This window comes from Streptomyces sp. NRRL B-3229 (assembly GCF_000719505.1).
GTDB classification, from domain to species: domain Bacteria; phylum Actinomycetota; class Actinomycetes; order Streptomycetales; family Streptomycetaceae; genus Streptomyces; species Streptomyces griseorubiginosus.
In genome coordinates this window covers 37,743-63,203 of sequence record NZ_JOGP01000007.1, presented here as the reverse complement: position 1 = coordinate 63,203, position 25,461 = coordinate 37,743, and the positions used below count along the sequence as shown (strand labels likewise).

At 71.3% G+C, this 25,461-nt stretch carries 22 protein-coding genes; 12 read left to right on the top strand and 10 right to left on the bottom strand.

Annotated features, from left to right (window positions below; genetic code table 11):
* The first annotated feature begins 11 nt into the window (after window positions 1–11).
* Both IF54_RS0112170 and IF54_RS0112165 read left to right on the top strand, forming a co-directional pair.
* On the top strand, window positions 12–1,814 hold the full coding sequence (locus IF54_RS0112170) for an ABC-F family ATP-binding cassette domain-containing protein (RefSeq protein ID WP_030317497.1): 1,803 nt from the start codon (window positions 12–14) through the stop codon (window positions 1,812–1,814).
* A gap of 254 nt (window positions 1,815–2,068) precedes the next feature.
* On the top strand, window positions 2,069–2,755 hold the full coding sequence (locus IF54_RS0112165; RefSeq protein WP_078851945.1) for a helix-turn-helix transcriptional regulator: 687 nt from the start codon (window positions 2,069–2,071) through the stop codon (window positions 2,753–2,755).
* A gap of 152 nt (window positions 2,756–2,907) precedes the next feature.
* Here the strand turns inward: IF54_RS0112165 and IF54_RS0112160 are convergent, their stop codons facing one another.
* Both IF54_RS0112160 and IF54_RS0112155 read right to left on the bottom strand, forming a co-directional pair.
* The gene (locus tag IF54_RS0112160; protein WP_030317493.1) at window positions 2,908–3,207 is read right to left on the bottom strand and encodes a hypothetical protein; all 300 of its coding nucleotides are present in this window, start codon (window positions 3,205–3,207) and stop codon (window positions 2,908–2,910) included.
* 21 nt (window positions 3,208–3,228) lie between these two features.
* The gene (locus tag IF54_RS0112155; RefSeq protein ID WP_030317491.1) at window positions 3,229–4,935 is read right to left on the bottom strand and encodes a sodium:solute symporter family protein; all 1,707 of its coding nucleotides are present in this window, start codon (window positions 4,933–4,935) and stop codon (window positions 3,229–3,231) included.
* Window positions 4,936–5,046: 111 nt separating this feature from the next.
* Between IF54_RS0112155 and galT the strand changes: the two genes are divergently transcribed.
* The 4 genes from galT (at window position 5,047) to IF54_RS0112135 (ending at window position 9,095) form a co-directional block, all read left to right on the top strand.
* The gene (gene galT / locus IF54_RS0112150) at window positions 5,047–6,108 is read left to right on the top strand and encodes a galactose-1-phosphate uridylyltransferase (RefSeq protein WP_030317489.1); all 1,062 of its coding nucleotides are present in this window, start codon (window positions 5,047–5,049) and stop codon (window positions 6,106–6,108) included.
* Window positions 6,105–7,067: a UDP-glucose 4-epimerase GalE gene (gene galE / locus IF54_RS0112145; protein ID WP_030317487.1), complete on the top strand. Its 963-nt coding sequence runs from the start codon at window positions 6,105–6,107 to the stop codon at window positions 7,065–7,067. The genes galT and galE overlap by 4 nt, the downstream gene beginning before the upstream one ends.
* Window positions 7,067–8,218 (top strand): galactokinase, encoded by a 1,152-nt coding sequence (gene galK / locus IF54_RS0112140; protein WP_030317485.1) that lies wholly within the window; start codon window positions 7,067–7,069, stop codon window positions 8,216–8,218. Before galE ends, galK begins: the two co-directional genes overlap by 1 nt.
* 88 nt (window positions 8,219–8,306) lie before the next feature.
* The gene (locus IF54_RS0112135; RefSeq protein WP_030317483.1) at window positions 8,307–9,095 is read left to right on the top strand and encodes a hypothetical protein; all 789 of its coding nucleotides are present in this window, start codon (window positions 8,307–8,309) and stop codon (window positions 9,093–9,095) included.
* Here the strand turns inward: IF54_RS0112135 and IF54_RS0112130 are convergent.
* Entirely contained in the window at window positions 9,085–9,543 is a 459-nt protein-coding gene (locus IF54_RS0112130; protein ID WP_030317480.1) for a GNAT family N-acetyltransferase, read from the bottom strand. The two genes, IF54_RS0112135 and IF54_RS0112130, sit on opposite strands and share 11 nt — an antisense overlap.
* A 275-nt stretch (window positions 9,544–9,818) precedes the next feature.
* Here IF54_RS0112130 and IF54_RS0112125 point away from each other — a divergent pair, with 275 nt between their 5' ends.
* Window positions 9,819–10,586 (top strand): LuxR C-terminal-related transcriptional regulator, encoded by a 768-nt coding sequence (locus tag IF54_RS0112125; RefSeq protein WP_020137819.1) that lies wholly within the window; start codon window positions 9,819–9,821, stop codon window positions 10,584–10,586.
* On the opposite strand, the gene IF54_RS0112120 is transcribed toward IF54_RS0112125, so the two are convergent.
* Entirely contained in the window at window positions 10,545–11,042 is a 498-nt protein-coding gene (locus tag IF54_RS0112120) for a MarR family winged helix-turn-helix transcriptional regulator (protein ID WP_007382615.1), read from the bottom strand. The genes IF54_RS0112125 and IF54_RS0112120 overlap by 42 nt on opposite strands.
* A 104-nt stretch (window positions 11,043–11,146) precedes the next feature.
* On the opposite strand from IF54_RS0112120, the gene IF54_RS0112115 reads away from it, so the two are divergent.
* Together IF54_RS0112115 and IF54_RS41060 are read left to right on the top strand one after the other, a co-directional pair.
* Complete coding sequence (locus IF54_RS0112115) at window positions 11,147–11,941, top strand: trans-aconitate 2-methyltransferase (RefSeq protein WP_078851944.1); 795 nt, start codon at window positions 11,147–11,149, stop codon at window positions 11,939–11,941.
* Between the two features lie 73 nt (window positions 11,942–12,014).
* Window positions 12,015–12,188 carry a CsbD family protein gene (locus IF54_RS41060; RefSeq protein ID WP_020137821.1) on the top strand — a complete coding sequence of 58 codons (174 nt, stop codon included), beginning with the start codon at window positions 12,015–12,017 and terminating at the stop codon, window positions 12,186–12,188.
* Window positions 12,189–12,252: 64 nt separating this feature from the next.
* Here IF54_RS41060 and IF54_RS0112105 read toward each other — a convergent pair whose 3' ends face one another.
* Together IF54_RS0112105 and IF54_RS0112100 are read right to left on the bottom strand one after the other, a co-directional pair.
* A complete protein-coding gene (locus IF54_RS0112105) occupies window positions 12,253–12,543 on the bottom strand; it encodes a hypothetical protein (protein WP_030317474.1) in 291 nt (96 codons plus the stop codon).
* Between the two features lie 31 nt (window positions 12,544–12,574).
* Window positions 12,575–16,174, bottom strand: a complete 3,600-nt coding sequence (locus IF54_RS0112100) for a hypothetical protein (protein WP_234438967.1) — start codon at window positions 16,172–16,174, stop codon at window positions 12,575–12,577.
* A 286-nt stretch (window positions 16,175–16,460) separates the two neighbouring features.
* Between IF54_RS0112100 and IF54_RS0112095 the strand changes: the two genes are divergently transcribed.
* Entirely contained in the window at window positions 16,461–16,961 is a 501-nt protein-coding gene (locus IF54_RS0112095) for a hypothetical protein (protein WP_037819864.1), read from the top strand.
* 43 nt (window positions 16,962–17,004) lie between these two features.
* Window positions 17,005–19,197, top strand: a complete 2,193-nt coding sequence (locus IF54_RS0112090) for a trypsin-like serine protease (RefSeq protein WP_051735419.1) — start codon at window positions 17,005–17,007, stop codon at window positions 19,195–19,197.
* A gap of 69 nt (window positions 19,198–19,266) precedes the next feature.
* Here IF54_RS0112090 and IF54_RS0112085 read toward each other — a convergent pair whose 3' ends face one another.
* On the bottom strand, window positions 19,267–19,947 hold the full coding sequence (locus IF54_RS0112085; RefSeq protein ID WP_030317466.1) for a TetR/AcrR family transcriptional regulator: 681 nt from the start codon (window positions 19,945–19,947) through the stop codon (window positions 19,267–19,269).
* The gene (locus tag IF54_RS0112080) at window positions 19,944–20,954 is read right to left on the bottom strand and encodes an acyl-CoA desaturase (protein WP_030317465.1); all 1,011 of its coding nucleotides are present in this window, start codon (window positions 20,952–20,954) and stop codon (window positions 19,944–19,946) included. Before IF54_RS0112080 ends, IF54_RS0112085 begins: the two co-directional genes overlap by 4 nt.
* A gap of 308 nt (window positions 20,955–21,262) precedes the next feature.
* On the opposite strand from IF54_RS0112080, the gene ppc reads away from it, so the two are divergent.
* The gene (ppc, locus tag IF54_RS0112075) at window positions 21,263–24,004 is read left to right on the top strand and encodes a phosphoenolpyruvate carboxylase (RefSeq protein WP_030317463.1); all 2,742 of its coding nucleotides are present in this window, start codon (window positions 21,263–21,265) and stop codon (window positions 24,002–24,004) included.
* Window positions 24,005–24,068: 64 nt separating this feature from the next.
* On the opposite strand, the gene IF54_RS0112070 is transcribed toward ppc, so the two are convergent.
* Together IF54_RS0112070 and IF54_RS0112065 are read right to left on the bottom strand one after the other, a co-directional pair.
* Window positions 24,069–24,776, bottom strand: a complete 708-nt coding sequence (locus IF54_RS0112070) for an LPXTG cell wall anchor domain-containing protein (RefSeq protein WP_030317462.1) — start codon at window positions 24,774–24,776, stop codon at window positions 24,069–24,071.
* Between the two features lie 137 nt (window positions 24,777–24,913).
* Window positions 24,914–25,417, bottom strand: a complete 504-nt coding sequence (locus IF54_RS0112065; RefSeq protein WP_037819862.1) for a hypothetical protein — start codon at window positions 25,415–25,417, stop codon at window positions 24,914–24,916.
* Between the last annotated feature and the right edge of the window lie 44 nt (window positions 25,418–25,461).

Below are 25,461 nucleotides of genomic sequence, written 5' to 3'. Positions count from 1 at the left end.
GCAGGAGAGAAATGGCCGTCAATCTGGTCAATGTCGAGAACGTCAGCAAGGTGTACGGCACCCGTGCCCTGCTGGACGGTGTCTCGCTCGGCGTCTCCGAGGGCGATCGCATCGGCGTCGTGGGCCGCAACGGCGACGGCAAGACCACCCTGATCCGCATGCTCGCCAAGCTGGAGGACGCCGACACCGGACGCGTCACCCACTCCGGCGGGCTGCGCCTGGGCGTCCTCACCCAGCACGACTCCCTGGACCCGGCGGCGACCGTCCGTCACGAGGTCATCCGGGACATGGCCGACCACGAGTGGGCCGGCAACGCCAAGATCCGGGACGTGCTGACCGGACTGTTCGGGGGACTCGACCTGCCCGGCTTCCCGCAGGGCCTCGACACCGTCATCGCGCCGCTCTCCGGTGGCGAGCGCCGCCGTATCGCCCTGGCCAAGCTGCTCATCGAGGAACAGGACCTGATCGTCCTCGACGAGCCCACCAACCACCTCGACGTCGAGGGCATCGCCTGGCTGGCCAAGCACCTGCGCGAACGCCGCTCGGCGCTGGTCTGCGTCACCCACGACCGCTGGTTCCTCGACCAGGTCTGCACCCGCATGTGGGACGTGCAGAAGGGCGACGTCTACGAGTACGAGGGCGGGTACTCCGACTACGTCTTCGCGCGGGCCGAGCGGGAGCGGATCGCCGCCACCGAGGAGACCAAGCGGCAGAACCTCGTCCGCAAGGAGCTGGCGTGGCTGCGGCGGGGCGCTCCCGCCCGTACGTCCAAGCCGCGCTTCCGGGTCGAGGCGGCGAACGAACTCATCAAGGACGTGCCGCCGCCGCGGGACACCAGCGAGCTGATGAAGTTCGCGTCCTCGCGGCTGGGCAAGACCGTCTTCGAGCTGGAGGACGTGACCGTCCAGGCCGGTCCGAAGGTGCTGCTGAAGCATGTGACCTGGCAGCTGGGCCCCGGGGACCGGATCGGTCTCGTCGGGGTCAACGGCGCCGGCAAGACCTCGCTGCTGCGGGCCATGGCCGAGGCCGCGCGGACCGAGGGCGAGACGCAGCCCGTGGGCGGGCGGGTCGTGGTCGGCAGGACCGTCAAGCTCGCCTACCTCTCGCAGGAGGTCGCCGAACTCAATCCCGCGCTGCGGGTGCTGGAGGCCGTCCAGCAGGTGAGGGAGCGCGTGGACCTCGGCAAGGGGCGCGAGATGACCGCCGGGCAACTGTGCGAGACGTTCGGCTTCAACAAGGAGAAGCAGTGGACGCCGGTCGGGGACCTGTCCGGTGGTGAGCGGCGGCGGCTCCAGCTGCTGCGGCTGCTGATGGACGAGCCCAACGTGCTCTTCCTCGACGAGCCGACGAACGACCTCGACATCGAGACGCTGACCCAGCTGGAGGACGTCCTCGACGGCTGGCCCGGCTCGATGGTCGTCATCTCCCACGACCGGTTCTTCGTCGAGCGCACGACCGACCGGGTCTTCGCGCTGCTCGGTGACGCCACCCTGCGGATGCTGCCGCGCGGCATCGACGAGTACCTGGAGCGGCGGCAGCGGATGGAGGAGGCGGCGGCCGCGGTCACCCCGGCCCCGGTGAAGGCCGTACCCGAGAAGAGCGCGGCGGATCAGCGGGCCGCGAAGAAGGAGCTCCAGAAGATCGAGCGGCAGCTCGACAAGATCTCCGAGCGGGAGAACAAGCTGCACGCGCAGATCGCCGACAACGCCACCGACTTCGCGAAGGTCGCCACGCTCGACGCCGAGCTGCGGGATCTCGCGGGGGAGCGGGAGGAGCTGGAGATGCGGTGGCTGGAGCTGGCCGAGGACGCGTGACGGTCGTGAGAACGCGTGAAGGCCGTGAGAATGCGTGAAGGTCTCGCACATCGTCCTCGAACGCCAGGAAAGCCGGGAATTCAGCACTTCCGGGACACTTCTCGCCGGTAGGGGAAGCGCAACGTCGAACTAGCGTGTAGCTTCCGGGTGCATGAAGGGCGGGGGGCTGGGAGAGGGCCTCTGTCCGCGCGGATCAGTGGGCATCCATAGTGGGGCATTCACGCGGATCCATGGGGGGACTGGGGGGTTGCTCGATGGGAGTTCGGCTCATGGTGGTCGACGACCACCGATTGCTCGCCGAGGCGCTGGCCTCGGCACTGAAGCTGCGGGGGCACCGGGTGCTCGCGGCGGCGGCGCCTGCCGCGGGGGCGGCGGAGCTGGTGATCAGCCGGGCGCCCGAGGTGTGCCTGCTGGGTACGGCCACGCCGGCCGAGCCGGGGATGTTCGACCCGGTCGTGAAGATCAAGCGGGAGCGGCCGCAGGTGGCGGTGCTGGTGCTGGGGCCGGTCCCGAGCCCTCGCGGGATCGCCGCCGCGTTCGCCGCGGGGGCCTCCGGCTATGTGCGGCACGACGAGCGGATCGAGGGTGTCGAGCGGGCGATCATGAAGGCGCGGGCGGGAGAGGCGGCGGTGGCGCCGCAGTTGTTGCAGGGGGCGTTCAGCGAGCTGCTGAATCCCGCGGCGCAGCCGGACGACGAGGGGCAGCGGTTGCTCCAGATGCTGACGCCTCGGGAGGTGGAGGTGCTGGTGCGGGTGGCCGACGGGGAGGACACGCGGCTGATCGCGGCGGGGATGGGGATAGCGCCGTCGACCGCGCGGACGCATGTGCAGCGGGTGCTGATGAAACTGGGAGTCGGGTCTCGCCTGGAGGCGGCGGCACTGGCTGCGCGGACGGGCCTGTTGGACCGCGCCGGCCCGGTGCCACCGGCGGCGGGGCCGTGACGTCTGCGGCTGGGTGGGGGCGGGCGTTCTTGCGCAGTTCCCCGCGCCCCTGAACGCCTGGCTCACATGGACTGCACTCCTTGGGGGCGCGGGGAACTGCGCGACCAGCCACAACGGACCCGCAGTCGCCCGCCAACCGAACCCGGCACCCCTCAGGCGCCGTCCTCACCCTCCGGTGGATCCACCCGCACCGGCGCCGCAGGCTTCAGCTTCAGCCAGACCAGGAAGAAGATGCCCAGGAGCAGCATCCCCAGGCCCGTCCACAGGTTGATGTTGATGCCCTCCGACTTGTCGAGGGAGGAGTCGGAGGGGTTGATGCCGGCGATCGTGACGATGATGCCGTAGAGGACGAACAGGCCGCCGATGATGCGGCGCAGGTCGAAGATGCGGGCCGCCGTGGCCGACTTGGCCTGGAGTTCGGAGACTTCCCGCTGGACGTCGTGTTCGGACATGGTTCCTCGAATCCTCCGCGATCAGAACGAGAACGGGATGTAGCAGGCGGCGGCCAGCACGACCGCACCCCAGCCCAGCAGCGCCGGCCGCCGGTACCACGCGTCGTCGCCCGCGGCCGGCGGCTCGGACATGCCCGGGGACGTCGTGCCGTAGACCAGGCCCTGGAGTTCCTCCGCGGGCTTCGGGGCCGTGAAGAGGGACACCGCGACCATCACCACCGCACCCGCCACGAAGCCCACGATCGCGGAGACGAAGTTGGCGCCCTGGTCGGTCGGGATGTCGATGATGCCCTGCTTGTAGATCCAGAAGTAGTTCACCATCGCCGCGACCGTGCCCGCGAGCAGACCCCAGAAGCCGGACTTCGCCGACGCCCGCTTCCAGAACATGCCGACGATGAAGACGACGAACATCGGCACGTTGAAGAAGGAGAACAGCGTCTGGAGGTAGCTCATGATGTTCGAGAAGGAGGAGGCCAGGAAGGCCGTTCCCACGGAGGCGCAGACGCCGATGACCGTGATCAGGCGGCCGAAGCGGACGTAGTACTCGTCCTCCCGGCCCCGCCGCACGTAGCGGCCCCAGATGTCGTTGGTGAACACGGTGTTGAAGGACGAGACGTTCGCCGCCATGCCGGCCATGAAGGCGGCCAGGAGGCCGGTGACCGCGATGCCGAGGACGCCGTTCGGCAGGAGCTGTTCCATGAGGTAGGGGATGGCGTCGTTGTACTGGTAGCCCGAGTCGGCCGTGCCGAAGCCGGGGATCAGGGCGGCCGCCACCAGGCCCGGGATCATCACCAGGAACACGATGAAGATCTTCGGGTACGCGGCGATGAGCGGGGTGCGCTGGGCCGCCGAGAGGTTCTTCGCGGACAGGGCCCGCTGGACCTCCGCGAAGTTCGTCGTCCAGTAGCCGAAGGACAGGACGAAGCCCAGACCCAGCACGATCGTGAGCCAGTTCGCGCCCAGCGGGTTCGCGCTGCCGATGCCCGTGCCGCCCCAGGCGGTGGTGAAGTTGGCGCCGTGCTCCGCCGTCAGCTTGTCGGTGAGGCCGCCCCAGCCGCCCACCTTCTTCAGGCCCAGGACGACCAGAGGGATCAGGGCCGCCAGGATCACGAAGAACTGGAGGACCTCGTTGTAGATGGCGGAGGACAGGCCGCCGAGGGTGATGTAGGCGAGGACGAAGGCGCCCGCGACCACGATGGCCACCCACTGGGGCCAGCCGAGCAGGGCCTCCACGACGATTGCCAGGGCGTAGAGGTTCACGCCCGCGATCAGGATGGCCGCGAAGGCGAACAGCGCCGAGCTCAGCAGGTGGGCCCACTTGTCGAAGCGCAGGAGCAGCATCTCGGGGACCGAGCGCACCTTGCTGCCGTAGTAGAAGGGCATCATCACCAGGCCGAGGAAGACCATGGCCGGGATGGCGCCGATCCAGTACCAGTGGACCGTGTAGGCGCCGTACTGGGCGCTGTTGGCGGCCATGCCGAGGATCTCGGTCGCCGCCAGGTTGGCCGAGATGAAGGCGAGACCCGTGATCCAGGCCGGCAGGGAGCGGCCTGAGAGGAAGAAGTCCAGGCTCGTCTTCACCGAGCGGCGGGCGGCGAAGCCGATCCCGAGGACGACGACGAAGTAGATGCCGAGGATCGTGTAGTCGAGCCAGTTGGTGGGGAGCCTCAGCTCGGCCGCGAGGTATGCGTTATGTGCGGCGTATGCGCCGTTTGTGGGGGATTGCATAGTCAGCAATTGAACACCTCGACTGATGCGCTTTGTTTGATTGCGGTGTTGACGCAGGTGGGCGGTTATGGTTATTTGTGTTTAGTTATGTTTGGGTGAAGGAGTTCAGCGGTGAAGAAGACCTCGACCCGGCTGGCCGACGGTCGCGAGCTCATCTACTACGACCTGCGCGACGACACCGTCCGCGACGCCGTGGACCGGCGCCCGCTGGAGCGGACTGTCACCACGTCCGAGGTTCGTCGGGATCCGCTGCTCGGCGACTCCGTGGCCATCGCCTCGCACCGACAGGGGCGGACCTACCACCCGCCCAAGGACGAGTGCCCGCTGTGCCCCTCGCAGGGTGAGCGCCTCAGCGAGATCCCGGACTCGTCGTACGACGCCGTGGTCTTCGAGAACCGTTTCCCCTCGCTGGCCGGCGACTCGGGGCGCTGCGAGGTCGTCTGCTTCACCTCCGACCACAACTCCTCCTTCGCGGATCTCACGGAGGAGCAGGCGCGACTCGTCCTGGACGCGTGGACCGACCGGACGTCGGAGCTGTCTCATCTGCCCTCCGTGGAGCAGGTCTTCTGTTTCGAGAACAGAGGTGCGGAGATCGGTGTGACCCTGGGTCACCCCCATGGCCAGATCTACGCGTACCCCTTCACCACCCCTCGCACCGCCCTGATGCTGCGTTCTCTCGCCGCGCACAAGGACGCGACCGGAGGGGAGAACCTCTTCGACGCCGTACTGGAGAGCGAGCTCGCCGGTGAGCGGGTGGTCCTGGAGGGCGAGCACTGGGTCGCGTTCGTGCCCTACGCCGCGCACTGGCCGTACGAGGTGCACCTGTACCCGAAGCGCCGGGTGCCCGATCTGCTCGGGCTCGACGAGGAGGCCCGCACAGAGTTTCCTCAGGTCTATCTGGAACTCTTGAAGCGCTTCGACCGGATTTTCGGCGAGGGTGAGCCTCCGACGCCGTACATCGCCGCCTGGCACCAGGCGCCGTTCGGTGCGCTGGAGGACTTCGAGGGCGTCAACCGCGACGACTTCGCGCTGCACCTGGAGCTTTTCACCATCCGTCGTACGTCCGGCAAGCTGAAGTTCCTCGCGGGCTCCGAGTCGGGGATGAACGTCTTCATCAACGACATCCGGCCGGAGGCCGCGGCACAGCGACTGCGAGAGGTAGCGAGTTCATGAAGTACCTGGTGACAGGTGGCGCGGGGTATGTCGGCGGGGTCGTGGCCCAGCACCTCATCGAGGCGGGCCACGAAGTCGTCGTCCTCGACAACCTCTCCACCGGCTTCCGCGAGGGAGTGCCCACGGGCGCCTCGTTCATCGAGGGCGACATCCGCGACGCCGCCAAGTGGCTCGACTCCTCCTACGACGGCGTGCTCCACTTCGCCGCGTCCTCGCAGGTCGGCGAGTCGGTCGTGAAGCCCGAGAAGTACTGGGACAACAACGTCGGCGGCACCATGGCCCTGCTCGGCGCGATGCGCGAGGCCGGCGTCAGGAAGCTCGTCTTCTCCTCCACGGCCGCCACGTACGGGGAGCCCGAGGAGGTGCCGATCGTCGAGTCGGCGCCCACGAAGCCCACCAACCCGTACGGCGCCTCCAAGCTCGCCGTCGACTTCATGATCACCAGCGAGGCGAACGCCCACGGCCTCGGTGCCGTCTCGCTGCGCTACTTCAACGTCGCCGGCGCCTACGGCAACCAGGGCGAGCGGCACGACCCCGAGTCGCACCTCATCCCGCTGATCCTCCAGGTCGCCCAGGGCAGGCGGGAGGCGATCTCGGTCTTCGGCGAGGACTACCCGACCCCGGACGGCACCTGCGTCCGCGACTACATCCACGTCGCCGACCTGGCCGACGCCCACCTCCTCGCGCTGAAGGCGGCCGAGCCGGGCGAGCACCTCATCTGCAACCTCGGCAACGGCGAGGGCTTCTCCGTCCGCCAGGTCATCGAGACGGTCCGCCAGGTGACCGGCCACCCGATCCCCGAGATCGTGGCCCCCCGCCGGGGCGGCGACCCGGCCACCCTGGTCGCCTCCGCCGCCACCGCCCGCGAGAAGCTGGGCTGGAACCCGACCCGCGCGGACCTCGCGGGGATCGTCGCGGACGCCTGGGAGTTCGCGCAGCACATCGCGAAGGAGCAGTAGTGGCACAGCAGGTGCGGGACGGTTTCGTCGAGCTGTACGGGACCGACCCCGAAGGTGTCTGGTCGGCGCCGGGCCGCGTCAACCTCATCGGTGAGCACACCGACTACAACGACGGCTTCGTGATGCCCTTCGCGCTGCCGCACACCGCGACCGCGGCCGTCTCCCGGCGCACCGACGGCGTCCTCAGGCTGCACTCGGGCGACGTCGAGGGCGGCGTCGTCGAGCTGCGCCTGGACGACCTCGCCCCGGAGAGCGACCGGAACTGGACCGCCTACCCGGCCGGAGTGGTCTGGGCGCTGCGCGAGGCCGGCCACCCGGTCACCGGCGCGGACATCCACCTCACCTCGACCGTCCCGGCGGGCGCGGGCCTGTCCTCGTCGGCGGCCCTGGAGGTCGTCGTCGCGCTCGCCTTGAACGATCTGTACGAACTCGGCCTCCAGCGCTGGCAGTTGGCCCGGCTGTGCCAGCGCGCCGAGAACGTCTACGTCGGCGCCCCCACCGGGATCATGGACCAGACCGCGTCCGCCTGCTGCGAGAGCGGCCACGCCCTGTTCCTCGACACCCGGGACCTCTCCCAGAAGCAGATCCCCTTCGACCTCGCCGCCGAGGGCATGGTCCTGCTCGTCGTCGACACGCAGGTCAAGCACTCGCACAGCGAGGGTGAGTACGGCAAGCGCCGCGCCGGCTGCGAGCGGGGCGCGGCCCTGCTCGGCGTCGACGCGCTGCGGGACATCCCCTACGGCGAGCTCGACGCGGTCCTCGGACGGCTCGGCGACGACGAGGAGGCCGTACGCCTGGTGCGGCACGTGGTCACCGAGGACGAGCGGGTCGAGAAGGTCGTCGCCCTGCTGGAGTCGGGCGAGACCCGCGCGATCGGCCCGGTGCTGGTCGCGGGCCACGCCTCGCTGCGGGACGACTTCCGGATCTCCTGCCCGGAGCTGGACCTGGTCGTCGACACCGCCCTCGCCTCCGGTGCCCTGGGCGCCCGGATGACCGGCGGCGGCTTCGGCGGCTCGGCGATCGTGCTGGCCGAGGCGACCGACGTGGAGGCCATCACCAAGGCGGTCGAACAGGCCTTCGCCGCCGCGGAGTTCACCGCTCCGCGGGTCTTCGAGGCGGTTCCCTCCGCGGGGGCCCGGCGTCTGGCCTGAGACCGGCTGACCGCTGTTTTGCCCGGCTTGATCCGAACTTGGGGAAAGCCGGGCCTCACCCTGACGTACGCCCCAGTAGGTTCGGAGCGTGAGTCGAGGGCGTCATCGCATCCTGTCGGCGATCGGCATCGGCTGCTACGCGCTTGCCGCGATCGTCGGCCTCTTCGTGCTGGCGGACCATCAGGGCTCCGGCCTCCTGGTGCCCCTGTGGATCGCCCACGGCGTGCTCCTCGCCGTGCTGCTGACGAAACTCGCCGCCGACGAGACCGGCCTGTCCGCCGCGCTCCTCGTGGTGGGCGCCTCCCTGGTGGCCGTGTACATCGCCGACCTGGCCCGCGACGACCTCACCCTGGAGCGGCGGGGCGAGCGGATCAGCGCGACCGTCGTGCGCGAGTGGCTCGACCCCGACCAGAGCCGGGCCGACCACACCTACGACTACGCCCTCGCCCGCCGCGACGGCACCCGGCTCCCCGGCCCCGCCCTCCAGGCCAGGTCCGGCAGCTTCGCCCTCGGCCAGCGCGTCACCGTGCTCGCCGACCCCCGGGGCGAACTGCGCCCCCGGATCCCCGGAGACCTGGACGCGACCCGGGACGTGCTGAGCGTCGGGGCCTTCGCGCTGATCGCGCTCGGCGTGGTCGCGGCCACGGCCCGCCGGGGCATGACCGTCTCCCGCCGACGGGAGGAGCGGACCAGGCTGGAGGAGCAGGAGCACATCCTGCGCGAGGCCCTGCGCACGGCCGCCGCCGACCCCAACGGCTTCGTCGAGGTGCACCCCGAGCACTACCCCGACGTCTCCCACCGCCGCGCGGCCGGCATCGCGAGCGAGCTCGGCCTGGAACCCGCGGACGATCCGGGCTCCTGGCGCTTCAGGGGCTGAGCCGCTTGGTCAGCGTGAACTCCGTGACCCCCGGCGGATAGTCCGGGATCACGCACACCACGTCGTATCCCTGCTTCCGGTAGAACTCCGGCGCCTGGAAGTCCCAGGTCTCCAGGCGCACGGAGGCGCAGCCCCGCTCGTGACGCGCCGTGCGCTCCGCCTGTGCGAGCAACTGCGAACCCAGACCCGCCCCGCGGTGCCGTTCGTCGACCCAGAGATAGGTCACGTGGAGCCAGCCGGCCCAGGTGTGGCCGACCAGTCCGCCCGCCAGGGCGCCCGTCTCGTCCAACACCCAGAGGTGGAGCGGAAGTTCCCGCTCACCTGGGGTTCCGCGCAGGGCCCGGAGCACCGGGGAGGCCGCCGTGTTGGCGTCCCGCAGCCGGGTGCGGAGCAGATCGAGCCGGGCCTTGTCGACTTCTGTCTCCAGACGAAACATGCGGCTCACCATAAACGCCCCGGACAGCCAGTTCTGCAAATAACCTTCCGCTCCTGCCCCCCGGCCGTACCCTGATGAACAGCACCGGTGGGGGCCGGTGCTGATGCAGGGGGGCGAGACAGCCGGGTACGGCGCCCGAAGTGGGGGTAGCAGTTCTTGCGCGGCGGCGGCCGTGCGGCCATCGTGCTTCAGGCGTCGTACTCGCGGCGGTGTCGTCTCCCGAGTCGTCCTCAGACGATGGCGATGGGGTATCCCCTGCTCTTCGAGAGCTCGGGGAAGGGGGTTACGTGGTTCGCATCCGAGTCCTGGTCGTCGACGACCATCGCATCTTCGCCGAATCGCTCGCCGCGGCGCTCGCGGCCGAGCCGGACGTGGAGGTCTCCGCGGCCGGCAGCGGTCCTGCCGCGCTGCGCTCGCTGGAGCGCGCGGCCGCCGAGGGCCGCCGCTTCGACGTCCTGCTCGTCGACGCCGACCTGGGCGGCAACGTCCAGGGCATCAGGCCCGCGGTCTCCGTGCAGGAGGGCAACGAGGACGGTCTGGTCGACGGCATCTCGCTGGTCGCCGGGGTCCGTACGGCGCAGCCGGCGGTCCGGATCGTCGTGCTCGCCGAGAAGGACGACCCGCGCCGGGCCGCGCTCGCGCTTCAGGCCGGCGCCTCGGGCTGGGTCGCCAAGGACTGCTCGCTGTCCCGGCTGCTCACCGTCATCCGGGGGGTCCTGCGGGACGAGACCCATCTGCCGCCCGCGCTGCTCACGGGCGTACTGCGCGAGCTCACCGCCGCCCGCAAGCACCGCACCGAGAGCGAGCGCCTGGTGGAGTCCCTCACCCCGAGGGAGCGCGAGGTGCTGCGCTGCATGGTGGCCGGGCTGGGCCGCAAGGCGGTCGCCGAGCGGCTGTTCCTCTCCCCGCACACGGTCCGCACCCATATGCAGAACGTCCTCGGCAAGCTGGGAGTCCATTCGACCCTGGCCGCCGTCGCGTTGGCGCGGCGCGCGGGTGTGGGGCCGGCCGACCTAGCCGGGGATGTTGTCGAACGGGGCGGTCAACTGGCGTAGCAGCCCGGCCAGTTCCCCGCGCTGGGCGCGGGAGAGCTCGGCGAGGATCGCGCGTTCCTGTTCCAGCAGACCGGCGAGGGCCTGGTCCGCGCGGTCCTTGCCGTCCTCGGTGAGCCTGACCAGCACTCCGCGCCGGTCGCTCGGGTCGGGCAGCCGTTCCACCAGGCCCTTCTTGGCCAGCCGGTCGATGCGGTTGGTCATGGTGCCCGAGGTGACCAGGGTCTGTGTCAGAAGCTGCCCCGGGGAGAGCTGGTACGGCGTCCCCGCGCGCCGGAGCGCGGTCAGCACGTCGAACTCCCAGGGCTCCAGGCTGTGCTCGGCGAAGGCCAGCCGGCGCGCCCGGTCCAGGTGCCGGGCCAGTCTGCTCACCCGGCTGAGCACCTCGAGCGGTTCCACGTCGAGGTCAGGGCGCTCCCGGCGCCACGCAGCGACCAGCCGATCGACCTCGTCCTCCATGACGATCAGTGTAGTGGTTGTGTCGACATGAAGTCTCTTGATGTGGAGTCTCTTGATATCAAGCCTCTTGACGTCAAGCTAAAATGGCGGGAACACTGAGCCCCATGACGACCTGGGACCCCGCTCAGTACCTCCGCCACGCCGGCCACCGCGCCCGCCCCTTCACCGACCTCCTCGCCAGGGTCCCGGACCTGCCCGGCCGGGCACCCCTGATCGCCGACCTCGGCTGCGGCCCCGGCAACGTGACCACGCTCCTCGCCACCCGCTGGCCCACCGCCCGCATCACCGGCTACGACAACTCGGCCGAGATGCTCGACAAGGCACGGGTCGAGTACGCGGGACCCACGGCCGGCGGCGGGAGCCTCGACTTCGCCCACGCGGACGTGCGCACCTGGACGCCCGCGCGGCCGTACGACCTGATCGTCAGCAATGCCACGCTCCAGTGGGTGCCGGGGCACGTGGAGCGGTTCGCGGAGTGGATCGCCGGGCTCGCCCCGGGCGGCACCTTCGCCCTCCAGGTCCCCGGCAACTTCGGCTCCCCGAGCCACCGCCTGATGCGCGAACTGGCGGAGTCCGCGGGCCTCGCGGACGCCCTGCGCCACGAGGACGCCGTGCTCACGCCCGAGGCCTATCTGGCGGTGCTGGCCGACCTGGGCTGCGAGGCCGACGCCTGGGAGACGACCTACGTGCACCTGCTCCAGGGCGAGGACCCGGTCCTGGACTGGGTGAAGGGCACGGGCCTGCGCCCGCTCCTGGCCGCCCTCGCCGACGACCCGGGGGCCAGGGAGGAGTTCCTGGCCGCGTACCGGTCCGCCCTGCGCGAGGCGTATCCGAGGGGCCCGCACGGCACCCCGTTCCCGTTCCGCCGGGTCTTCGCGGTGGCGCGCAAGAAGAACTGACGGGTTTGAGCGGGCTACCAGGGGTCACCCGCAGTGATGAAAGCGAAGTCGTCCACCGCTGGGAGTGAGAACCGTGGCAGGAGACCAGAAGGCCAAGGCCAAGGTGGAGCAGGCCAAGGGCAAGGCCAAGGAGACGGTGGGGCGCGCGGTCGGCAACGAGCGCATGGAGGCCGAGGGCCGTGCCGCGCAGTCCAAGGGCGACGCTCGCCAGGCCAAGGAGAAGACCAAGGACGTCTTCAAGCACTGATCCGCGACAGACACGACGGCCCGTGCACCACGAGGTGCACGGGCCGTCCTGCGGGCGGTGACGGTCAGCGCCACTCCGCCGGGATGTGCTTCACCTGCTCCAGGATGTCCCAGTCCTTGGGGCGTGAACCGGGCGAGTTCCAGGGGGCGCCCAGGCCGAGCCAGTAGCCGCGGTAGTCGCGCAGGCCCATCACACTGACATCGCTCATGCTGGGCTCGTTCCCGCAGCACGGGCAGATGGCCCCTTCGTTGGGCCAGCCCCCCTCCCAGAAGGGCTCCACTCCGTCGTCGTATCCACAGACACGGCAGACGGTCTCCCACTCGGGGCCCGGCGGGCTTCCCGGTTCGGACGACATTTCCGTACGGCTCCTCTCGGTCGGGTCGGGGTCAGCGTTCCGTGCCGTTGGCCCGGAGGTAGTCCTCCAGGGTGGGCCAGCGACTGGTGTCGAACCCGTTCGGGTTGCTTGCGCTCCTGGGCGCCGGGCGGTTCATCGACATGGGCAGACCGTCCGGGTTGTACACGGCCAGCGTGTTGGAGTTCTTCTCGTAGATCACGTAACCGCCGTTGCCGCGGTCGAAGATGCGGTAGCCGGGCGGCGGCGGCGTCTTGTTCATCGACCGCATTCCGTGAGCCATCTCGACGTACTCCCGGGCCGAGCCCAGTTCCGGGAACTCCGCCTTGTGCTTCTGCCAGTGCTTCGAGGCGTTCTGGGCGGCCGTCTTGACGTGCGGCGCGTTCGCGGCGCCCCGCGGGATCGCCCAGATGTGCGGCACCTGCCCGTTCGCCCGCATCGACTTCGCGAACGCCTCGACCGCCGAGTACCCGGCCTTGCCCCACTTCGTGCCGGTCGCACCCCAGCCGATGATCGGGATCGCGGCCGCGCAGGACAGTCCGGAGTTCCAGGCGTCGCCCTCGGCTCCGTACCAGCCGCAGTTGATCAGGTCGAAGGCCTCGCCGAAGCCCGGGACCACGCCCGCCGCGTCCAGGACCAGGTGGCCGGCGCCGGAGACGTAGTCCCACCAGTCGCTGTCCTCCCCTGCCGCCATGTCCGCGAACGCGTCCTCCAGCTCCTGGAGTTCGGCCGCGTCCTTGCGGTACTCGGCGTCCTTGCGGTCGGCCTCGGCCTCCTGCCAGATCTTGATCGCGGTGATGACGATCGCCTCGTCGGAGGCCTTCTGCGCCTCGTCGGCGGACTTGCCGGCCGCGTTCGCGGAGGCCCGTGCCTCGTTCGCCGCCTGCCACGCCGCTCCGGCCGACCCCTGCGCCGCCGTGGCCGAAGCCGTCGCCTGCGCCGCGGAGTCGGTGGCGCGGCGGGCCGCCGCGTGGGCGTCCGCCTCGGCCGCGCGGGCCGTACGGGCCGAGGCCGCCGCGTCCGCCGCCGACTTCTCGGCCGCCGCGGCCGAGGCGCGCGCCTGGTCCGCGTACACGTCCGCCTGCGCGGCCGAGTCCTTCGCCTGCTGGGCGTACTCGGCGGCCTTCTCGGCGGCCTTGCGGGCCTCGGCGGCGACCTTCTGGGCGAGGGCCGCGTTCTCCTGGGCGGTCCACGCCACCCGGGCCGCGCCGGCGATCAGCCCCTGCACCCGGGCCACATGGGTGGCCGTCAGCCGGTCGGCGCGCAGCGCGGAGAACTGCCCGACCTGGATGAACGCGTGCAGCACGTCCGGCGGTCCGGCGAGCGCGACCTCGGCGGCCGCCGACAGCTCGGGCCCCCCGCTCTCCATCAGCTGCACGGCCCGTACGCGCTCGTCGTTCGTACGGGCGGTGAAGTAGCCCGTGGTCAGGTACTCCCGCATACGGTCGGTGGAGCCGGAGTCCAGCGCGGCCTGCCCGTCCCTTTTGACGCCGGGGCCGGCGCCGTCGAGGAGCTTGGTGATCTCCACCCGGTAGTCGTTCGCGGCGGCCCGGTGCTGGCCGGTCTCCAGGAACGCGCGGATCGCGGCGGTGTCGCCGTCCAGTGCCGTCTCCGCCGCCGTGCGCACGTCCGCGGAGCCCGCGTCGGTGGCCAGCTGGTCGACCCGGCCCCGCTCGTCCTGGTCCTGCGCCCGCTTCAGGCCGCTCTTCAGGTACGCCACGACCTCCGAGTCGGAGGAGGACAGGGCGACCTCTGCGGCCGTCACGCTCCACGGACCGCGCGTGGCCGCGATGTGCAGGGCCACCTTGCGGCCCTTGGCCGCGGCCCCGGCCACGTCCACGCCGGGGGTCGCGGCCTCCTGGGCGAGGGCGGCCGCCTCGGCGTCCTTGGTCCTGGCCTCCTCGGCCTTGGCCTGCTCGCGCGCCTCGCGCTCCTCGGTCAGCCTCTTCAGGTACTCGGCGCGGGCCTTCGACTGCGCGCTGCGGGCGGCGAGTTCGGCCTTCTCCACCTCACGGGCCAGGTCGAAGGTCGCACGGGCCTTGTCCACGGCCGCGATTGCCGCGTTGGCGGCCTCGGTGGCGGCGTTGGCGTGCTTGGTGGACTCCTCGGCGGCCTTGGCGGCCTCGCCCGCGTGCTTGGCCGCCTCCTCGGCGGCGGTCGCCGCGTTCTCGGCGTGCACGGCGGCCGCGTTCGCCGCGTCGCGTGCCTCGTAGGCGGCCTGCGCGGAGCGGGTGGCGAGCGCCTCGGCCCGGTTGGCGGCCGCAGTCGCGTCGGCCGCGTGCCGACGGGCGTCGGCGGCGGCGTCCCGGGCCCGCTGGGCCTGAGCGTCCGACACGCCCGCGTATCCGCTCGCGGCCGTCGCCGCGGCGGCGGCCGCGTCCGCGTTGGCCCCGGCGCTGAGGGCGGCCTTGGCCGCCTTGCCGGCCTCGGTGGCGGCCACGCCCGCGTGGTTCGCCGCCTCGGCGGCCTTCTTCGCCCCCTTGGCCGCGTCCCGGGCCTTCGCCGCGGCCTTGTTGGCGGCGTCCGCCTTGGTCGCGTCGGTCGCCGCGTCGGCCGCGGCCGAGCGTGCGCTCGACGCGGCCTGGGCGGCAGCGGCGGCTGCCGAGGCCGCTTGTGCGGCGGCGTTCGCGGCGATGCGCGCCGAGGTGTTGGCGGCACGCGCGGAGGCGATGGCCTGCTCGGCGGCGCGGGCCGCGCCCCGGGCAGCGTCCGCCGCCCGGCCCGCGGCGCCGGAGGCCCGCTGGGCGTCGTCCTTGGCGGCCTCGGTCTCCTTGGCGGCCTTCTCGGCGGCCTCCTTGGCGAGCTTGGTCGCCGCGATCGCCTTGTCCGAGGCGTCCTTGGCGGCCTCGGTCTCCTCGGCGGCCTGCCGGCCCGCCTCCGTCGCCTGCTCCGCGAGCTGGGCGACGGTGGCCTGTTCCTGGTCCCGGGCGCGGGCGATGTGCTGGCCGACGGCGAGGAACTCCCGTACGTCGTCCATCGTGCCGTTCAGCGCCGCCCGGCCCGCCTCCCGGGTGGCCGGGCCACCGGTGCTGATGATCTGCACCAGGGCCACGCGGTCGTCGTTGTCGCGGGCGGCGTACTGGCCCTCGTTCAGGAAGGCCCGGACGTCCTCGATGCTCCCGTTCAGCGCCGCCCGGCCCTTGGACTGCACCTCACGGCCGCCGAAGGCCACGACGCGCGCGGCCTCGACCCGCTGGTCCTCCTCCAGCGGCTGCTTCCAGCCGTCCTTCAGGAACGCCGTCAGCTGCTCGGACGTGCCCGCGAGCGCGGTCTCGGCGGCGGCGCGGACCGCGCGTCCGCCCATCGACAGGATCTGCACGGTGGCGACCCGGTCGTCACCGAGCTGCGCGACCACCCGCTCCTGGTCCAGGAACCGGCGTACGGCCGTGTCACTGCCGGTCAGCGCGGCCTCGGCGGCCGCGCGCACCCCCGGCCCGCCGGTCTTCCACAGTTCGACGACCTTGCCCCGGTCGGTCGCCGGTATGTGTTCCATGCCGGTCGGCTCGGGCTCGACAGGGTCGTCCACGGCCGCGGCGGGGGCGGCGGACAGGAGCCCTGCCAACAGGGCCGGCAGCAGGGAGAGACCCACGGCCGTGGTCAGCCGTCTCCCCCCGCCGAGCAGTCTATTTCTCAATTGAGAAGCAACCTTCCGCTTCCCGGCCGTTCCCCTGGCCGGGGGTCGGATCTCGACCGGGAGAGCATACGCTTTGCCCCTGCTTTGTGAGCGCTTTGTTTTTGCCCGGTGCTTTGTTATGTTCGCTTTCCGCAACGGGGAGGCGGGTGCTCTGCGCTTACAGCGGGCAAAAGGGGGCTTTCGTCATTCGCTCTGCGTGGCGAGTGACGCACATCACTTTTCCTTTCCTTTTTCTGCTTCATTCCTGCTGCGTCCTATTTCGCGCATTCAACGGAAGGGAAACTCTGTGATATCCAGAACCCGCAGGCTGCTGTGCGCCGGCCTCGCCGGCACCGCAGTACTGGTCGGTGCCGCCGCCTACGCCGTCGCCGCCCCGCCCGACGCCGCCCGGACCGCGGCCGACGACGTCCCCCCGGTCGCCGTGGAGGACTTCACCTACCCGGGCGCCGCGAAGATCCTCGCCGAGCAGGGCATCACCCTAAAGCGCGGCGACGGCCGTATCACCCTCACCACCTGCGACCCGGCCGCCACCGACCAGATCGAGGTCTGGACCCGGAAGACCGCCGACGGCAAGTTCTGCTTCCGCTCCACCGCGGCCACCGGCTGGCTCACCCTGGAGATCCCCGAGGTCTACGCCCTCGCCACCGAGGCCCGTGCGGTCCGCGCCGAACTGAGCGCCGAGGGCCAGACCCAGACCGTGGACGTCGCCAAGGGCGAGTTCAAGGGCGTCGGAGAGGGCGTGGGCGGTGCCCCCACCATCCTGCTCGAACTCCGCGTCACCGGCTGACCTCGCGACACCGCGCCCCCGACTCACAAGGGACAACCTCACCGTGGCCCACCACAGACCCCGTACGGCGCTCACCGGCGCCCTGCTCGCCGCGTCCGTAGCGCTCGGCGTCACCGGCCTCGCGCCCGCCGCCCACGCCGTCGCGGGCGACCCCGCTGCCGACGGCGCGTACGCCTTCACCGCCCGGCTCGACATCGGCGACGGCGCCCGCCGCTGCTCCGGAGCCCTGGTCGACCCGTACTGGGTGCTGACCGCCGCGAGCTGCTTCGCCGACGACCCCTCCGGCAGCTTCCAGATCCGCGCGGGCAAGCCCGCCCAGGCCACCACCGCGGTCATCGGCCGCACCGACACCACCACCACGAGCGGCCAGTCCCGCACGGTCGTCGAGCTCGCCCCGCGCTCCGACCGCGACCTCGTCCTCGCCCGGCTGAACCGGCCCGTCACCGGCATCGCCCCGGCCGCGATCGCCGCCGCCATGCCGACCGCCGGCGAGAGCCTCGTGAGCACCGGCTACGGCCGCACCGCCACCGAGTGGGCGCCGCTGCGCATGCACCAGGGCGCGTTCACCGCCGACACCGTCGGTGTGACCACCCTCGCCGTCACCGGCAAGGACGGCGACGCGATCTGCGCCGGCGACACCGGCGGCCCCCTCTTCCGCACGGTGAACGGCAGCCCGCAGCTCGCCGGGGTCAACAGCCGTTCCTGGCAGGGCGGTTGCTTCAACTCCACGGAGACCCGCACCGGCGCCGTCGCCACCCGCCTCGACGACATCCGCGACTGGGTCACCACCCGCGTCCAGGCCGCCCGCATCGTCGACTTCAACGGCGACGGCGTCCGCGACACCGCGATCGCGGACCCGCAGGCCGCCGTCGGCACCGTCGCCAAGGCAGGTGTCGTGCATGTCGTCCTGGGCGGCGGCAAGGGCACCCTCGCGCTGTCCCAGAACACCGCGGGCGTGAGCGGCGCTGCCGAGGAGAACGACCAGTTCGGCTCCGCGCTCGCCGTGGTCGACCACAACCTCGACGGCTACACCGACCTGGTCGTGGGCACCCCGGCCGAGGACATCGGCAGCGCCGCCGACGCGGGCCTCGTCCAGGTGCTGTACGGCTCGGCCGACGGTCTCACCAAGGGCCCCGCCGAGCTCGCCCTGGAACAGGGTCAGGGCGCCGGCTCGATCCTCGCCTCCGCCTCCGAGGCCGGCGACCGCATGGGTCACTCCCTCGCCGCCGGCATCACCACCGCCGGCGATCCCTACCTCGTCATCGGCGTTCCCGGCGAGGACCTCGACGGACTGGCCGACGCGGGCAGCAGCTTCTACCTGCGCGGCACCACCAACCGGGCGATCAACCAGGGCTCGGCCGGAGTGCACGGCACGGTGGAGTCCGGAGACCGCTTCGGCACGACGGTCGCCGCCTCGCCGCAGCACCTCGCGATCGGCACGCCGTACGAGGCCATCGGCAGCGCCGACGACTCCGGCGGCCTGGAGATCCTCAGCCACACGCTGAACTCGGACGGCATCCCGACCCCGCTGGCGGGCATCGACCAGGACAGCACCGCACCCGAGATCAGCGGTTCCTCGGAGACCGGCGACAAGTTCGGCTTCTCCCTCGCGATGACGTCTTACCGGCCCACCGCGTCCTCCTCCACCGCCGCGACCGACTCGATCCTCGCGGTCGGTTCGCCCGGCGAGGACAACAGCACCGACGCCGACACCGGCCGGGTCGTGAACCTGCGGATCACGGCCGCGGGCGCGGTCAGCGAGCTGGCCGAGCTCAACCAGGGCTCGGCCAACGTGGCCGGCGACCCCGAGGCCGGTGACCGCCTCGGCGAGCAGGTCTCCGCGGTCTCACTGGCACCCGGCGCCGTCGCCTCGACGAAGAACACGCTGATCGCGGTGGGCGTCCCGGGCGAGGACATCGGCACCGTGGCCGACGCCGGTTCCGTGACGGTCTTCACCCCGATCGGAGCCCCCGGCGACAACGAGGTGGTCGTCGAGCCCGGCAAGGCCGGCGTCCCCGGGACGTCGGGGGCGGGACAGCAGCTCGGCGGCTACATCTCCGCCGGTGCCACGCACCTGTACCTGGGGATGCCCAAGGGCCCGGGCGCGCGCGGTTCCGCCTACGCGGTGCCGTGGGGCAACGTGACCAACGCGGGCACGGAGACCGTCGTGACGTACGCGCCGGGAACGGACGGCGTACCCGCGGCCGGGGTGGCGTTCGGAACGGTGGTGCGCTGACCGGATCACCGGTCCGCGACCGTCGAGCGGTACCCCGTGTCCCCCGAGGGGCGCGGGGTACCGCCGTGGTCAGCTCTTGCGGCGCCCTATCAGGTGCGGCTTCGCCTCCAGGCCGTCCAGGCCGTGCCAGGCCAGGTTGACCAGGTGCGCGGCGACCTCCGCCTTCTTCGGGCGGCGCACGTCCAGCCACCACTGGCCGGTGAGGGCGACCATGCCGACCAGGGCCTGGGCGTACAGCGGGGCCAGTTTCGGGTCGAAGCCGCGGCTCTTGAACTCGCGGCCCAGGATGTCCTCCACCTGCGTGGCGATGTCCGAGATGAGCGAGGCGAAGGAGCCCGTGGACTGGGGGATCGGGGAGTCGCGGACCAGGATGCGGAAACCGTCCGTGAACTCCTCGATGTAGTCGAGGAGGGCGAAGGCCGCCTGCTCGCACAGCTCACGGGGATGCCCCGCGGTCAGTGAGCTCGTCACCATGTCCAGCAGGCGCCGCATCTCGCGGTCCACGACCACCGCGTACAGCCCCTCCTTGCCGCCGAAGTGCTCGTACACCACCGGCTTGGAGACGCCGGCCTTCGCCGCGATCTCCTCCACCGAGGTGGCCTCGAAGCCCTTCGCCGCGAAGAGGGTGCGACCGATCTCCAGAAGCTGCGCGCGGCGCTCGGCACCCGTCATCCGGGTGCGCCGGGCACGCCGCGGCTTCGCTTCGTCACTCGGGGTACTGCTGGAGTCGGTCGCCACGGCGTCCATCATGCCGCCTCGGCGGTCTCCTCCTTGCGCCGGGAGCCGTCCCCGTCCGTGATCCGGCGGGAATCGATACGCGAGCGTGACGGCCAGCGCACGTCGTACGCCCAGCCCAGCATCTCGAACCAGCGGATGATCCGCGCGGAGGAGTCCACCTGACCCCGCATCACCCCGTGCCGGGCCGAGGTCGGGTCGGCGTGGTGCAGGTTGTGCCAGGACTCACCGCAGGACAGCACGGCCAGCCACCACACGTTGCCCGAGCGGTCCCGCGACTTGAAGGGCCGCTTGCCGACCGCGTGGCAGATCGAGTTGATGGACCAGGTCACGTGGTGGAGGAGGCAGACGCGGACCAGCGAGCCCCAGAAGAAACCGGTGAACGCGCCCCACCAGGACATCGTCACCAGACCGCCGATCACGGCGGGCAGGGCCAGGGAGAGCATCGTCCAGTAGATGAACTGGCGCGAGATCGCCCTGATCGCCGGGTCCTTGATCAGGTCCGGTGCGTACTTGTCCTGCGGGGTCTGCTCCTCGTCGAACATCCAGGCGATGTGGGCCCACCACAGGCCCTTGATCAGCGCCGGCACCGTCTCGCCGAACCGCCACGGCGAGTGGGGATCGCCCTCGGCGTCGGAGAACTTGTGGTGCTTGCGGTGGTCGGCCACCCAGCGCACCAGTGGCCCCTCGACCGCCATCGACCCCATGATCGCCAGCGCGATCCGCAGCGGCCGCTTGGCCTTGAAGGAGCCGTGCGTGAAGTAGCGGTGGAAGCCGATCGTGATGCCGTGGCATCCGAGGTAGTAGAAGAAGACCAGCAGACCGAGGTCCAGCCAGCTCACACCCCAGCCCCACGCCAGCGGCACCGCCGCGAGCAGCGCGAGGAAGGGGACGGTGATGAAGAGGACCAGCGTGATCTGCTCGATCGAGCGTTTCTGCTCGCCGCCCAGGGTCGCGGAGGGCGGTGTGGGGCCGTCGGTCGACTTCGGGGCGTCATCGATCACATCGGAGCTCGCGGTCATGGGGCGTCCCCTGTGGGGTCGAGGGTTGAGACAGGTGCCGGGCTGCGGAAATCCTTCCCGTGGTCCGTTACGGCGGTCCCTACGGTTCCGTAACCTACGGCGTCGTAAGTATGGCAGTGCGTCGCCGTCTCACGGCAAGAGCCCAAAAGTCTGCGCGTCCGCATCGACACCTATCCTTGGAGTCGGTCGGACAGCGCGGTCCGCTCTGATTTCTTCCCGGATGTCCGGCCCGTATGCGGCGGCTGCCGCACGACCGCACTCCGGGTTCCCCTCCCGGACGAGCTTCAACACTGCAAGGAGCCGCACCTGTGAGCAGTGCCGACGACCTGACTACGAGCGCCACGTCGACCGGTAGTGAGTTGCGTGCCGACATCCGCCGCCTCGGCGATCTCCTGGGCGAGACCCTCGTCCGCCAGGAGGGTCCCGAGCTGCTGGACCTGGTCGAGCGGGTGCGCCACCTCACCCGTGAGGACGGCGAGGCCGCCGCCGAGCTGCTGCGCGGCACCGAACTGGAGACCGCCGCCAAGCTGGTGCGTGCCTTCTCCACCTACTTCCACCTGGCCAACGTCACCGAGCAGGTGCACCGCGGCCGTGAGCTGCGGGCCCGCCGGGCCGCCGAGGGCGGTCTCCTCGCCCGCACGGCCGACCGCCTCAAGGACGCCGACCCCGAGCACCTGCGTCAGACCGTCGCCAACCTCAACGTCCGCCCCGTCTTCACCGCGCACCCCACCGAGGCCGCCCGCCGCTCGGTGCTGAACAAGCTCCGCCGGATCGCCGCCCTCCTGGAGACCCCGGTCATCGAGGCGGACCGGCGTCGCCACGACACCCGTCTGGCCGAGAACATCGACCTCGTCTGGCAGACGGACGAACTCCGCGTCGTCCGCCCCGAGCCCGCCGACGAGGCCCGCAACGCCATCTACTACCTCGACGAGCTGCACGCCGGCGCGGTCGGGGACGTACTCGAGGACCTCACCGCCGAGCTGGAGCGCGTCGGCGTCCGGATCCCCGACGCCACCCGCCCCCTGACCTTCGGCACCTGGATCGGCGGCGACCGCGACGGCAACCCCAACGTCACCCCGCAGGTCACCTGGGACGTCCTGATCCTCCAGCACGAGCACGGCATCAACGACGCCCTGGAGCTCATCGACGAGCTGCGGGGCTTCCTGTCGAACTCCATCCGCTACACGGGCGCCACCGAGGAACTCCTGGAGTCCCTCAAGGCCGACCTGGAGCGCCTCCCGGAGATCAGCCCGCGCTACAAGCGGCTGAACGCCGAGGAGCCGTACCGCCTCAAGGCCACCTGCATCCGGCAGAAGCTGGAGAACACCAAGACCCGTCTGGCCAAGGGCATCCCGCACGAGGACGGCCACGACTACCTCGGCACCAGCGAGCTGCTCCAGGACCTCACCCTGATCCAGAGCTCGCTGCGCGAGCACCGGGGCGGGCTCTTCGCCGACGGCAGGCTGGACCGCACCATCCGCACTCTGGCCGCGTTCGGCCTCCAGCTCGCCACCATGGACGTCCGCGAGCACGCCGACGCCCACCACCACGCCCTCGGCCAGCTCTTCGACCGGCTCGGCGAGGAGTCCTGGCGGTACGCCGACATGCCCCGCGACTACCGGGCCAGGCTGCTGGCGAAGGAGCTGCGCTCCCGCAGGCCGCTGGCGCCCACCCCGGCGCCGGTGGACGCGGCCGGAGAGAAGACCCTCGGGGTCTTCCAGACCGTGAAGCGGGCCCTGGAGGTCTTCGGGCCCGAGGTCATCGAGTCGTACATCATCTCGATGTGCCAGGGCGCCGACGACGTCTTCGCCGCCGCGGTCCTGGCCCGCGAGGCCGGTCTGCTGGACCTGCACGCCGGCTGGGCGAAGATCGGCATCGTGCCGCTCCTGGAGACCACCGACGAGCTGAAGGCCGCCGACACCATCCTGGAGGACATGCTCTCCGACCCGTCCTACCGGCGCCTGGTCGCGCTCCGGGGCGATGTGCAGGAGGTCATGCTCGGCTACTCCGACTCCTCGAAGTTCGGCGGCATCACCACCTCGCAGTGGGAGATCCACCGCGCCCAGCGCCGCCTGCGCGACGTCGCCCACCGGTACGGGGTCCGCCTGCGCCTCTTCCACGGCCGCGGCGGCACCGTCGGCCGCGGAGGCGGTCCCTCGCACGACGCGATCCTCGCGCAGCCCTGGGGCACCCTGGAGGGCGAGATCAAGGTGACCGAGCAGGGCGAGGTCATCTCCGACAAGTACCTCGTGCCGTCGCTGGCCCGGGAGAACCTGGAGCTGACGGTCGCCGCCACGCTCCAGGCCTCCGCCCTGCACACCGCCCCGCGCCAGTCCGACGAGGCGCTGGCCCGCTGGGACGCGGCGATGGACGTGGTGAGCGACGCGGCCCACGCGGCCTACCGGCGCCTGGTCGAGGACCCGGACCTGCCGAACTACTTCCTCGCCTCGACGCCGGTGGACCAGCTCGCCGACCTGCACCTCGGCTCCCGGCCCTCCCGGCGCCCCGGCTCGGGTGTCTCCCTCGACGGCCTGCGCGCCATCCCCTGGGTGTTCGGCTGGACCCAGTCCCGGCAGATCGTCCCGGGCTGGTTCGGCGTCGGCTCGGGCCTCAAGGCGTTGCGCGAGGCGGGCCTGGACACCGTCCTCGACGAGATGCACGAGCAGTGGCACTTCTTCCGCAACTTCATCTCCAACGTGGAGATGACGCTCGCGAAGACCGACCTGCGCATCGCCCGCCACTACGTCGAGACCCTCGTCCCGGCCGAGCTCCAGCACGTCTTCGCCGACATCGAGGCCGAGCACGAGCTCACCGTCCGCGAGGTCCTGCGGATCACCGGCGAGGCCGAACTCCTCGACGCCACCCCGGTCCTCAAGCAGACCTTCGCCATCCGGGACGCCTACCTGGACCCGATCTCCTACCTCCAGGTGACCCTGCTCAAGCGCCAGCGCGACGCGGCGGCCGCGGGCGAGCCCGCCGACCCGCTGCTCTCCCGCGCCCTGCTCCTGACGGTCAACGGCGTGGCGGCCGGCCTGCGCAACACCGGCTGACCTCCGCACGCACGGAAAAAGGCGGTGCCCCCGGGATCCCGGGGGCACCGCCTTCTCGTGTACGTCAGGCCCGGCGCCGCCGGACCACGAGGTAACCGCCCGCGGCCACCAGCGCCGCGGAGATCCCCGCGAGCAGACCGACCGGAGCGCTGCTGCCGGTCTCGGCGAGGTCACCGGTGGAGCCCTGCGGGGAGGCGGAGGAGGAGGCCGACGCGGAGCCCCCGGCCTCGCCGGACTCGCTGGGCTCGGAGCTCGGCTCGTCGCTCGGGCCGCTGCTCGGCGAGCCGGACGGGGTGGACGTGGCCGACGTGGAAGGCGTCGCGGAGGTGGTGGGCGTGGCCGTACCGCCGCCCCCGCCCTGCTCGTCCTCGCAGTCGGTCCAGAACACCTTGTGCTTGGCCGCGCCCTTCTCGCCCTCGAAGTTCCAGAACAGCTTGTAGTGGCCGTCGGGCAGCGACAGGTCGTCCGTACGGCCGTGGCCGTCGGAGTCCAGCGTGATCTCGCCGGACTTCACGGTCTTGCCCTTGACGTCGGCCGTCGGGGCCCAGGCCTCGATGTGCCAGTCGACCTCCTGGACGGCGTCGAAGCCGAAGGCGTCCAGGTAGAAGGTGCACACGTGCGGCTCGTTGTTGCGGAGCTCTTCGCCGGTGGTGGCGTCGTGGATCTTCACGGTGCCGTTGTCCCCGGGCGGGGTGGCGTGGGCGACCGGAGCGACGGCAAAGGCCGCTGCGGCGACGGCGGACAGGACGCCGGCGCGGTGGAGGGTACGCATGGGGCAGTTATCCATCTTCGAGAGTGAACGGGAAGATGTGGAGGGGGCGGCTCAGCTTGCAGGTGTGACTGACCTCTGGTCAATCACGAACAGACAACACTCAAGTTCTCCACGGAGAAAGAGAACGCCGAACCCTCTCAGACCGTCACGAAAGCGGCCGTGAGCAGGGCGACCCCCGACCCCGCCAGCGCCCACGCGAACCGCGTCCGGCGCAGCCCGCCCGCCACGACCACCGACGCGAGCAGCAGCGCCCCGCCCATCGGCACCCAGGAGTAGAGCACTCCGGCCGGTCCGGACCGTACGACGTCCCGCGTACCGGGCTTGACCACGACCGCGTAGCGCTGCCCCTTGCGCACGGCCACCGTGTGCTCGATGTCGACCCGGTCCCGCGCCACCGACCCGTGCGACGACGGCGTGTACGGCCCGCTGCACACGTCCTCGGCGCACCGCTCCACCTCGACCGTGCCGCGCTCGCGCCCCTTGGTCAGCATCACGTACTGCGCGCTGCCCCAGGAGGCCCACACCCCGGCGATCAGGATGACCACCGTGACCGTCCCCATCGCCGCGAGTCTCCCGAACCGCAGGGCGGCGGTCGAGGTCTGGCGGGCGGCTGGACGGGAGGAGGCGGCGGTGGCAGGCATGGCCGGGATCATTGGCCATGGCATTGCCGGAAGTCAATGCGGGC